This is a genomic window from Mucilaginibacter sp. BGA-UO-ETr-C110 (genome assembly GCF_059567985.1).
On the sequence record NZ_JCAQPB010000002.1, the window covers coordinates 1362452 to 1374641 of the forward strand.

A 12190-nucleotide genomic window follows, 5' to 3' on the forward strand; every position below is an offset into this window, starting at 1 on the left:
TTATCCATACTTTTGCCACTTTAATACAGGTATGGATCAGGTTACAACTCCCGGGAAATTAAAATTACGAATTGCCTGCGGGGTATTCTTTTTTATTTCGGGGTTTGGGTATTCATCGTGGGCTTCACGCATTCCATCAATACAACAACAGTTACATCTCAATGAGGGGCAGTTAGGAGCTGTATTATTTGCTTTGCCTATCGGTTTGATGCTTACCATACCGATAACCGCAAAAATGTTAAAGCATTTCAGCAGCCGGAGCATTATGCTGGTGGGTGCTATTGCCTTTAATCTTTTACTGTGTTTGCCTGGTTTTACAGCTTATATATGGCAATTGGTGGTGCTGCTCTTTTTCTTCGGTTCGGCACGTAATATATTCAACCTGTCGGTAAATGCGCAGGCTGTGAGTGTACAGGGCTTTTATGACCGGTCTATCATGGTTACTTTTCATGGTATCTGGAGTATGGCAGGCTTTGCTGGAGCTGCTGTGGGGTATTTGATGGTATCTTTTAATGTTGCCCCATCTTACCACTTACTATTTGTAGGGATAAGCATGATCATTATAACATTGATCTTTTATCCCCATGCTTACTACGAAAAACCAGTTAATAAGATCAATCGGTCTGTTTTTACCTTACCCGATAAACACCTGATCAAGTTTTCATTGATCTGCTTTGCATCTATGGCCTGTGAGAATACCATGTACGATTGGAGCGGTATATACTTTCAAAAAGTACTTCACGCCTCAAAACCGGCGGCAACAGCAGCATTTGTAGTGTATATGGTATCCATGACCATTGGCCGGTTTACCGGCGATAAGTTGGTAGCTTCCGCAGGTATAAAAAAGGTACTTAGTTTCAGTGGTGTTTTAATATTTACAGGGCTGCTGTTTTCTGTCATATTGCCATACAATTACACAGTTTATGTGGGTTATGCTATGGTGGGGATGGGGGTATCCTGTGTGGTGCCACTGGTATTTAGTATGGCAGGTAAGTCTCAAAGTATGAATACCGGGCAGGCATTGGCCGCCATATCAACCGTAGGCTACCTTGGTTTTTTGATTATACCCCCGGCTGTCGGTTTTATAGCCCAGGCAGCTGGATTACGCTGGGCTTTTGGCATAGTGGCGGGTTTCGGAGCTTTGATCATCGTCATGGTATCAAAGCTTAAACCGCAAACCGAAGCTGTGGTGGGTACACCATAAAGGCGGAAAACTTGATAAATGTCAAGACTATTTTCTGCTTTATGTCATTTGGCAGCTTTGGCACTTACCTCACCTTTGTTATGTAAATAAAAACATAACAATAATGAAAAAGATAGTTTTAGTAACCGGCACAAGTACCGGATTCGGAAAGTTAATAACCCAAACATTATCAAAAGAGGGGCATACCGTAATTGCCGCCATGCGTGGTATAGACGGTAAGAATCAAGATGCTGCCAGGGAACTTGCTGCATGGCCAGGTGTTGATGTAGTGGAGCTTGATGTAACCAGTGATACCTCTGTTCAGGAAACCTTCGAAAAAAGTCTTGCTAAATATGGCCACATAGATGTATTGGTGAATAATGCCGGTGTAGCAGGTTTTGGCGTAGCCGAAGCCTATACGCTTGATCAGGTACGGCGCTTGTTCGAAGTGAATTTTTATGGTGTGCTGCGTACTTACAATGCGGTATTACCATCTATGCGGGCCCGTAAAGACGGGCTGATCATTAATCTTTCAACTGGTGCCAGTGGTTTTACGGTACCGTTCATGGTTCCTTATATGGCTTCTAAATTTGCCATGGAATCGCTTACGGAGGGTTTTCAGCATGAGCTGAAGGATTATGGGATTGAAAATGTATCTATCCAAAGTGGTGTATATCCAACAGAAATGAATACCGGCGTTAAGCCTGGGGTTAATGCCGACAAGGAAGATATTGTAGCAGCCTATGGAAGTGCAGCAGTTGACGCATTTAACGCGGTAGGTGCAGCCTTATTTGGCAAGATGGCTGAATTTGAAATGGATCCGCAAACTATAGCCGATGGTGTGCTGGAACTGATCAATAAAGAAAAGGGTACACGCCCGCTACGTTTTCCGTTGGATGCCATTGCACAGGGCACAGATCATGAGTTTGTAAAATCTCGTGCCGAAATCAAGAGCAGATGGGCTAAAAACTATGGAGTTAGCTTATAATTGCATCAAATTAAAAGTCCGGCGTTTTTTGTCGGGCTTTTAATCATCAAAAACCACCATAACATGAGCAATACTATAACCGAAACCAATGCACTATCACTGCTGAACACAGCAGTTAAAGTGGCTATATCTAACTGGGAATTACAAAATACCCGCCTTAATAGTTTATTAGATAAACTAACCGATGATCAACTGGCTGCACAAACTGCCCCCGGTCGTAACAGTGGGGTTTATCTACTGGGGCACCTGACCGCTGTAAGCGATGGCATGTTCACCTATCTGGAACTGGGAGAAAGGCTTCATCCTGAGCTGGATGATCTGTTTGTGAAAAATCCGGAAGCTGCTGATCTGGAAAAACCATCCATAGTGGAGTTAAAAGCTTATTGGAATAACGTAAACACACAGCTCAAACAACAGATGGAAGCATTACCGGCTGAAGCCTGGTTTGCGAAACACAGCGCTATATCCACAGCCGACTTTGAGCAGGAACCGCATCGCAACAAACTGAATATTTTGATCAACAGAACTATTCATCAGGGTTATCATTTAGGGCAATTGATTTACTTATTAAGTAAAACAAAGGCCTAAAGCGTTTTACCTGACAATTCAATGAAATGATTTTGACAAAAGGATGGTAAATAAAGTTTAGATCCTTTATACTTTTGCCTAACGCTGTTAAATGAATTAACAGGCGTTAAAAACCGGGAGCTGAAATAAATCCCGGTTGTTTTTGTAAAATCATTTAACACTGTTAAATAATTTAATTAAGTAAAAAAGTGGCAAGCAAAGAACGGATACAACGCTTAAAAGAAGAAACCAGGATCAGTATCCTGGATGCTTCTCTCCATATTGTAAAAGAGGAGGGTTGGCAGGCTTTGAGCATGCGTAAAATTGCCGATGTGATTGAATATACCGCGCCCATTATATATGAATACTTTGCCAACAAAGAGGCTATCCTGTTGGAGCTTACCCGAAAGGGCTACCTGATATTGACCAGGGACCTACAAGAGGTGAGGGCCAAACATAAGTTGCCGGCAAAACAATTGGAAGCCATGTGGTTGGCTTATTGGGACTTCGCGATGGAGAACAAAGAGCTTTATCAACTGATGTTCGGAGTAGAAATGAATTGCTGCTGTGATATGGTGGCAACTCTCGAAGAATCGGAAGGCCCGTACAACGAATTCAGCCAGGCTATTATTGAACTCATGCACATTGAAAACCCAACCAAGGATATGGTATGTTTAAAGTACTATACCTTTTGGTCTGTAGTACATGGATTGATCTCGATCAATATCCTGCGCAGAGGTTACTCTGATGAAATGAACCAACAGGTATTAAAGGATGCTATTGGAACAATCATCAAATCAATCGAACGGGTTTAAAAATTTGCGCAGATTAAAACAATGTTAAATAATTTAACACTGTTAAACATATAAAGTTTAAACATCTATCTATCAAACATATAAATACATACAATCATGGACATCAATTTTTACATTTTACTCATCAACAGCATTAAGAAGCTTAAAGCTGTTAAAACAAGCACAGCTTACCAGGAGTGTTAGCTACATACAATCAGATCATAATACACATGAACATAACTCAATCAACATATATGCAGACCGCAAGGTCATTTCAATCTCTATCATTTATCATCATCAAAAATTAATTATTTATGAAAAGTTTCATTTTAGCGCTTTTAGCACTTTCATTATATGGTTGTTCTTCAAAGCCTCAAACACAGCAAGCTCCACCACCACCATCTTTACCCGTAGCCGCTGTTACAGCAGGCACACAAACTACTTACCAGGAATATCCTGCATCAATAGAAGGTACTGTTAATGTAGAGATACGCCCACAAGTGAGTGGTGCTTTAGATAAAGTATTTGTTGACGAAGGTGCTTTTGTAAGCGCTGGTCAGCCAATCTTTAAAATTAACGAACAACCTTACCGTGCAGCTTTAAATAACGCGATTGCCGCTTTACACGCTGCTGAAGCAACCCAGCTTAATTCACAACTGGAAATTGATAAGTTAACACCATTAGTTGAAAACAAAGTAGTTTCTGAATATCAGTTAAAAACTGCTAAAGCGACCAATCAGGTTGCAAAAGCAAACATTGAACAAGCTAAGGCAAACATATCAACCGCTCAGATCAATTTGGGTTATACCCTGATCAAAGCTCCAGTAAGTGGTTACATTGGCAGGTTAATTAAAAAACAAGGAAGTTTAGTAGCTCCAACAGATGTTGATGCACTTACTCAATTGTCAGACGTACACGAGGTACACGTTTATTTCTCATTGGGCGAGAAAGATTTTGTAAACTTTAAAGAACAATATCCTGGTCAAACCCTGGGCGAAAAATTAAAACAACTACCGGCAGTATCTTTATTGTTGGCAGATGGTACCGAATATGCCAAACAAGGTAAAATAGATATGATCGATGGTCAGTTCGACAAAAACACCGGCGCCATTACTGTACGTGCAAGTTTTGCTAATCAGCAAGGTCTGTTACGTTCAGGTAACACCGGTAAAGTTCGTTTGAGCCTGGAACATAAAGATGCTTTAATAATACCCGAATCAGCAACTGTTGATATGCAGGATAAAGTATTTGTATTTACCGTAGGTGATAGCAGTAAGGTGAAAAAGAACGCTATTACCATTGTTGGCAAAAACGGCGACAATTACCTTGTTAAGGACGGCGTAAAAGTAGGCGACCAGATTGTGTTAAGCGGTGTCGATAAATTACAAGAGGGTATGGTGATCCAACCTCAAAAGGCTACAGATAAAGTAGCTGCTGCCGTAACAAAAAACTAATACATACACTTAAACTTTAAAGTCATGTTTCAGAAATTTATAGAAAGACCGGTACTCTCAACTGTTATCTCCATATTATTGGTGATAGTTGGTGTGCTTGGTTTAACAAAACTGCCCTTAGAGCGGTTTCCGAATATCGCGCCTCCGTCGGTATTGGTTTCAGCTGTATACCCGGGCGCTAATGCCGAGACTATTTTACGTTCCGTGACCCCGTCATTGGAAGAAGCGATCAATGGTGTGGAAAACATGACCTACATGACTTCCACCGCCAGTAATGATGGTACATTGGGTATCACGGTTTATTTTCAACAAGGCACCAACCCCGATCAGGCGGCTGTGAACGTTCAAAACCGTGTTTCACAAGCAACAAGCCAGTTACCTGCAGAGGTTGTACAATATGGTATAACTACTACCAAGCAGCAAAATAGTTTTATTGGCGCTATGGGTATTTACTCAGAAGATACCAAGAAATACGACGCGACCTTTATAAATAACTATGCACAGATCAATATTATTCCGGAGATCAAACGTATCCCGGGTGTAGGTTCTGCCAGTGTATTTGGCGGTATTAAGGATTACTCTATGCGTGTTTGGTTAAATCCTACTCAATTAGCAACTTACAAAATTACGCCCGCCGAAGTAATGGCCGCTATACAGGACAAAAACCTGGAAGCAGCGCCTGGTAGGTTAGGGGAGCGAAGTAATGAAGCATTTGAATATGTAATTAAATATAAAGGTAAGCTTACAACACCAGAGGAGTATCAAAATATTGCTATCCGTGCAAATACAGATGGTTCTGTGTTACGTTTAAAAGATGTGGCACGTGTTGAACTGGGTGCTTATAGCTATAGTAGTGTGAACCGCTTAAACGGACACGAAGGTATTACTATTGGTATTATACAATTGTCGGGTTCGAACGCCAATGAAATCCAGATTGCCATTGATAAGCTGATGGTAAAATTATCAAAGGATTTCCCGGTAGGTATCAAATACAATCAGTTTTATCGTACTAAAACCGACCTTGATGAATCAATTGACCAGGTTGAGCATACATTGGTAGAGGCTTTTATACTGGTGTTTATCGTAGTGTTTATATTCCTGCAAGATTTCAGGTCAACATTGATCCCGGCCATAGCAGTTCCGGTGGCCATTATTGGTACCTTCTTCTTCATGAACCTCTTTGGTTTCTCTGTTAACCTTTTAACCTTGTTCGCTCTCGTATTGGCCATCGGTATTGTGGTGGATGACGCGATTGTGGTGGTGGAGGCGGTGCATGCCAAAATGGAGGATAATCCGAACCTTACCCCGAAAGAGGCAACTACCGAGGCTATGCACGAAATTAGCGGTGCCATTATATCTATTACATTGGTTATGGCGGCGGTGTTTTTACCGGTTAGTTTCATGACAGGCTCAACGGGTATATTTTACCGGCAGTTTGCATTAACAATGTCTATCGCCATCATTATTTCGGCTGTTAACGCATTAACTTTAAGCCCTGCCCTGGCAGCTTTATTTTTAAAGAATAAGCATACAGCTGATGGTCATGAAGCACCTAAAAAAGGTTTTGCCGAGAAATTTTACGCAGGCTTTAACGGTGGTTTTAACTATATGACCACGAGATATGTTGGGGCCCTAAAGATCCTGATCCGTAATAAATGGATCAGTATGGCTGGCCTTGCATTAATCGTTGTTGCTACAGTTTACCTGGTAAACAGAACAAAAACGGGCTTTATTCCAACTGAGGATCAAGGATTTGTGGCTATCGCTGTTTCAACACCATCCGGAACTTCATTAGCCAATACCAGTAAAATAATTAACCAGGCCGAAAAAGAGTTGAGAGGATTGCCATCAGCACGATTTGTGATGGCGTTGTCTGGTTTTAACTTTTTAACGTTATCTAACAGCCCATCAGCAGGTCAGATCTTCTTGTTGTTAAAACCTAATAAAGACAGGGGAGCCGTTAAGAATATTGATGATATACAAAATATAATAAGAGGAAAATTAGCTGGTATACCAAGCGGTACCTTCTTCGTGTTCAGCTTTCCAACTGTTCCCGGATTTAGTAACGTAGAAGCTTTGGACGTACAGCTACAGGATAGAACCAATGGCAGATTGGATAAATTTAGCGGCGTAGCCAATAACTTTATAGGAAAGCTGATGGCAAAACCAGCAATCGCTTATGCCTTTACCTCTTATAAAGCCAATTATCCTCAATTACAGTTAGAAGTTGATGATGAAAAGGCCAATCAATTAGGAGTAAGTGTCAGAGACATTTTATCAACTATGCAGGCTTATTTTGGTACGGCGCAAGCTTCAGACTTTAACCGCTTTGGTAAATACTATCGTGTGATAGTTCAGGCTGATATTGCCGACAGAACCGACCCTGCATCTATTGATCGTGTATTTGTTAAAAATAAGGCAGGAGAAACCGTGCCTATCAATACCCTGGTTAAATTAACCCGTGTTTATGGTTCAGAAACTGCTTCGCGTTATAACCTGTTTAACTCTATCGAGGTAAATGCTATTCCTAAACCGGGCTTCAGCTCTGGTGATGCTATTAAGGCAATTGAGGAAACAGCTAAAGAGCAATTGCCAAATGGTTTTGCTTATGAGTTCTCTGGTCAAACACGTGAGGAAATTTCTTCAGGCGGACAATCAGCTGTGATATTTATGCTTTGTTTGATATTTGTATACTTCTTATTATCAGCACAGTATGAAAGTTATATCCTGCCATTGGCGGTAATACTTTCAATACCTACAGGTATATTCGGTGTGTTTGTAGTATTAGGTTTAACCGGTATCGAAAACAACATCTACGTACAGGTAGCCTTGATCATGCTCATCGGTCTGTTAGCCAAAAACGCCATCCTTATTGTGGAATATGCGGTACAGCGACGAAGAGCAGGTCATACTTTGGTTGATTCGGCTATAGAAGCAGCAAGGTTAAGGATAAGACCAATCATCATGACATCACTAGCCTTCGTGTTTGGTTTGTTCCCGATGAGTATCGCTACCGGTCCATCTGCACAAGGTAACCACTCTATAAGTATAGGTGCAGCAGGTGGTATGCTTTCAGGTGTAATCCTGGGTTTATTCATCATACCGGTACTGTTTGTGATATTCCAATACTTGCAGGAAAAAGTTTCAGGAACACCTAAAGCACCGGCAAATAATGGTGGTAAAGATGTTCATGTAACAGACTTTGAACTGGCTAAAAATTAATCAGGCATAGCTACAAATAATCAAAAGAAAATGAAACGATATATAAATCCATACTCCTTTTTAATACTGATGGCTGTCTTCATAAGCGCTTGTAAAGTATCAAAGGATGTGGCTACCCCAAAAGCAGAGCTGCCTGCTACTTTCAGAAACGCAGCCAACACCAGCGATACCAGCAGCATTGCCGATGTTCAATGGAAGAGCTTTTTTACCGATGCTACGTTGCAAAAACTGATTGATAGTGCTATCGTGAAAAATTACGATATGCAGATCGCTGTTAAAAACATCGAGGCGTCACAGTTATTGTTTAAACAGGTAAAATGGAACTATGTTCCTGAGCTTAACTTGAATGTAACGGCTAATACCAACAGACCATCTAATAATAGTTTGAATGGTTTAAGTACAAGCCAGTTTCTGGGTACCAAGCATGTGGAAGATTACAATGCTAACCTGGCTTTAACCTGGGAAGCTGATATCTGGGGCAAGATCCGCAATCAGAGCAGGTCTGCGCTGGCATCGTATCTGCAAACAGCCGAAGCTAAAAAGTTGCTTCAGACTAATATTGTAGCCAGTGTATCACAAGGTTATTATAACCTGTTGATGCTGGATGACCAGCTGGCTATAGCACAAAAAAATGTAAAGCTTAATGATAGCACTTTGCGCATTATCCGTTTACAATTTGATGCAGGTCAAACCACTTTATTAGCTGTACAACAGGCCGAGGCACAACGCTTATCTGCGGCCCAGTTAGTTCCGGGATTTGAACAGAATATCGCTATTCAGGAAAATGCCATAAAAATATTAACTGGCTCACTTCCTGACAGGGTTGAACGTACTGCTCGTTTAGAAGAAGTGGCTATACCTGAAAATTTATCAGCAGGTGTACCGTCCGCAGTAGTAAGCCGCAGACCTGATGTGAAAAGCGCTGAGTTAGCCTTAACTATTGCCAATGCAAACGTAGGCATAGCACAGGCTAACATGTACCCGTCACTAACTATCACCGGAAGCGGTGGTTTGAATACTTTTAAAGCAAGCAACTGGTTTACTATCCCGGCTTCTTTATTTGGTACTGTGGCCGGCGCGGTAGCTCAGCCATTATTACAACACAGGCAGTTGAAAACACAGTACAAAGTTGCACTGGTTGACCGTGAAAAAACTGTTTTACAGTTCAGGCAGTCTGTTTTAAATGCTGTTGGTGAGGTATCTGATGCTTTAGTAAAGATCGAAAAACTGAAAACACAGCAAGGCATTATTGCTGATCGTGTAAGCACTTTACAAAAAGCTACCAGCAATGCCAACTTGTTGTTCAGAAACGGACAGGCTACTTACCTGGAAGTGATCACTGCTCAAAGCAATGTATTGCAAAGCGAGCTTGATCTGGCAACTGTACAAAATGCACGCTTAAACGCTGTATCAGACCTGTACCGCTCAGTAGGCGGTGGTTGGAAATAAAAAATAACTCCACCCAATATATATGTAAAGCGGCCCTATGTTTACGGGGCCGCTTTTTTTATTAAAGATTGTTTTTATAAGCCGGATACGTTGAAATGAGTACAGCTTGTAAATCCTAAAAAGGTATTATCATTAGGTACACCATGGAGCGGATTGATCTCTCTTAATGATTTTAAATTAGCCGTATTGTATTGATTGTAAGCAACCCCTGTTCCAGGAAATATATACCCACCCAATCACCAATTGTACTTATTGCAAATAAATTACCTTGAAATAGCCGGATTTTTGTTATCATAGCGGCACCCGGATTGATTTGAACTTTTTATTGAATGAAATTTAAACTATTAGCAGCATTTCTTTTATTTTCTGTTTGCGTAAAGGCCCAAAACTTAAACATCATCCCGCAACCTCAATCGGTTACTAAGGCGGTTGGGCAATTTTATTTAAATAATCGCACTACCATCGGCACAAAAGATACCGCTTTATTGGCCCTGGTGACTTACGCTCAGAAAGAGATATACAAAGCAAAAAGTGTGGCCCTTGTGCAAAACGGCACTGGCTCTGAAAGCTTAATTGACCTTGTATTAACTAACACGTCAACAATACCAGGTGCCTATACATTGAATATAACACCAGAGCGTGTCACCGTTTCGGCATCAAATAAAGAAGGTGTTTTTTATGGATTAATGTCATTGCTGCAGCTTGTGAAAGATCAGCAGGCCGATAATGACAACAACATCTGCATACAAGCCTGTAAAATAACCGATGCCCCACGTTACCAATGGCGGGGCCTTATGCTTGATGAATCACGGCATTTTTTTGGCAAAGAAAAAGTAAAGCAACTGCTTGACTGGATGGCTTATTATAAACTGAATAAGTTTCATTGGCACCTGACTGATGTACAAGGATGGCGCATTGAGATCAAAAAGTATCCTAAGCTGGCTACGATAGGAGGTATGGGCAATTACAGTGACACCTCTGCCGAAGCTGAATATTATACCCAGAATGAGATTCGTGAAATTGTAGCTTATGCAGCGCAACGGTTTATAACAGTAATACCAGAAATTGATATGCCCGGGCATGCAACTGCTGCCAATAAGGCATATCCGGAATTTACCGGTGGAAGTGTTGCCGGATACCCCAATTTTACCTTTAACCCTGCCAATGAAAATACTTACCAGTATCTGGCAGATATCATCAAAGAAACAAATTCATTATTTCCGGCACATATGATCCACTTGGGTGGTGATGAAGTTTCTTTTGGTATTAAAGCTTGGTCGTTGGATACAGCTATTGCACGTATGATGCAAAAAAAGAATTTTGATGGTGTTAACCAGTTGGAACAGTACTTTTTTAAACGGATGGCGGACACCGTTACCAGTTTGAACAGCAAAATACTGGCTTGGGACGAGGCCACAGGGGGAAATTTACCTCCTGATAAAACGATCATTTTTTGGTGGCGACAAAATCTCCCTGGTCAGTTACACCTGGCGCTTCAGAAAAATTACCAGGTAGTGCTTTGCCCGCGTTTGCCGCTTTACTTTGATTTTTTGCAGGATACCGGCCTTGTAGCTGGCAGGAATTGGAATGGGGTATTTAACAGGGTAACGGATGTTTATAATTTCCCCGATAAGCAAGTGCCTGCTGATGAGCTAAATTCAAAACTTATTGTGGGTGTACAGGCCAATATCTGGACAGAAACGATAGAATCCGAAAAACGCCTTGATTTTATGCTTTTCCCGCGAATTGCCGGGTTGGCTGAAGCTGCATGGACTTTACCAGAACAAAAGAATGAACTGGCTTTTACCGACAAATTAAAAGCTGACTTTAAGAATTACGATGCTGCTGGTGTTTATTACTATAATCCGTTCGACCCATCTTTTCATCCGGAAGTTGTTGATTTTGTACCACGTATCAGGCTGGTTAAAGCGCGATCATATGTTCGTCATGCTTCAAAAAGGGAACATGGAAAAATAAGCCGGAAACATACAAGTTCGAAGAAGGATCATAAAAGCTTAAAAAGATCTCATAAAAAAAGGAAATAACCAATTGGTTATTTCCTTTTTTTATGTTTTAAAACCTATCTGTAAGTAGAAAGATGGGTTGTTTTTATGGTGAGCATAAATGATTTACCTACACTTATTTTAACGTTTTTATCCAGTAGCAAAGCCTTTACAGCTTCGTCTGTTCTGATAGCTTCATAAAGATCACGAGCTACAGGCGAGCCGCTGATATTATTGGTCACCTTACCATTTTCCATACTGATGTTAAAGGTATATCCTGTTTTGCTGCGGCCACCCGCCGATTCAAAATCTGTTATATTCAATTTAAACTGCTGATCTTCATTCAGGCTCTTTTTCAAATGCAAACGAATAACCGGCATATACCTTTGCCAGGTAGCTAAAAACTTTCTTTCTTCCATACTATGCTTCTATAAAAAATGAAGCCCTTGTGAGGTATTATTCTACAAGGGCATTAAAACGATTATAAGAACCGGCGATATTTCCTGATCTTATTTATTGAAAATTATTGT

Annotated in this window: 9 protein-coding genes; 8 read left to right on the forward strand and 1 reads right to left on the reverse strand. The window is 40.9% G+C overall.

The features are described 5' to 3' along the window. Positions 1 to 31: 31 nt before the first annotated feature. From AC57BQ_RS06840 to AC57BQ_RS06875, 8 genes are all read left to right on the forward strand, one after another. On the forward strand, positions 32 to 1204 hold the full coding sequence (locus AC57BQ_RS06840; protein WP_496405561.1) for an MFS transporter: 1173 nt from the start codon (positions 32 to 34) through the stop codon (positions 1202 to 1204). Between the two features lie 103 nt (positions 1205 to 1307). Next, positions 1308 to 2171: an SDR family oxidoreductase gene (locus AC57BQ_RS06845; RefSeq protein WP_496405562.1), complete on the forward strand. Its 864-nt coding sequence runs from the start codon at positions 1308 to 1310 to the stop codon at positions 2169 to 2171. Positions 2172 to 2234: 63 nt separating this feature from the next. After that, positions 2235 to 2759 carry a DinB family protein gene (locus AC57BQ_RS06850; RefSeq protein ID WP_496405563.1) on the forward strand — a complete coding sequence of 175 codons (525 nt, stop codon included), beginning with the start codon at positions 2235 to 2237 and terminating at the stop codon, positions 2757 to 2759. A gap of 188 nt (positions 2760 to 2947) precedes the next feature. Further along, positions 2948 to 3553, forward strand: a complete 606-nt coding sequence (locus tag AC57BQ_RS06855) for a TetR/AcrR family transcriptional regulator (protein WP_496405564.1) — start codon at positions 2948 to 2950, stop codon at positions 3551 to 3553. Between the two features lie 293 nt (positions 3554 to 3846). After that, positions 3847 to 4986 carry an efflux RND transporter periplasmic adaptor subunit gene (locus tag AC57BQ_RS06860; protein WP_496405565.1) on the forward strand — a complete coding sequence of 380 codons (1140 nt, stop codon included), beginning with the start codon at positions 3847 to 3849 and terminating at the stop codon, positions 4984 to 4986. A 24-nt stretch (positions 4987 to 5010) separates the two neighbouring features. Further along, a complete protein-coding gene (locus AC57BQ_RS06865; RefSeq protein ID WP_496405566.1) occupies positions 5011 to 8208 on the forward strand; it encodes an efflux RND transporter permease subunit in 3198 nt (1065 codons plus the stop codon). A gap of 30 nt (positions 8209 to 8238) precedes the next feature. Continuing rightward, positions 8239 to 9657 carry an efflux transporter outer membrane subunit gene (locus AC57BQ_RS06870; protein WP_496405567.1) on the forward strand — a complete coding sequence of 473 codons (1419 nt, stop codon included), beginning with the start codon at positions 8239 to 8241 and terminating at the stop codon, positions 9655 to 9657. A 329-nt stretch (positions 9658 to 9986) separates the two neighbouring features. Next, entirely contained in the window at positions 9987 to 11702 is a 1716-nt protein-coding gene (locus AC57BQ_RS06875; protein WP_496405568.1) for a beta-N-acetylhexosaminidase, read from the forward strand. A 35-nt stretch (positions 11703 to 11737) separates the two neighbouring features. Here the strand turns inward: AC57BQ_RS06875 and AC57BQ_RS06880 are convergent, their stop codons facing one another. Beyond that, on the reverse strand, positions 11738 to 12079 hold the full coding sequence (locus AC57BQ_RS06880; RefSeq protein WP_076369346.1) for a hypothetical protein: 342 nt from the start codon (positions 12077 to 12079) through the stop codon (positions 11738 to 11740). Between the last annotated feature and the right edge of the window lie 111 nt (positions 12080 to 12190).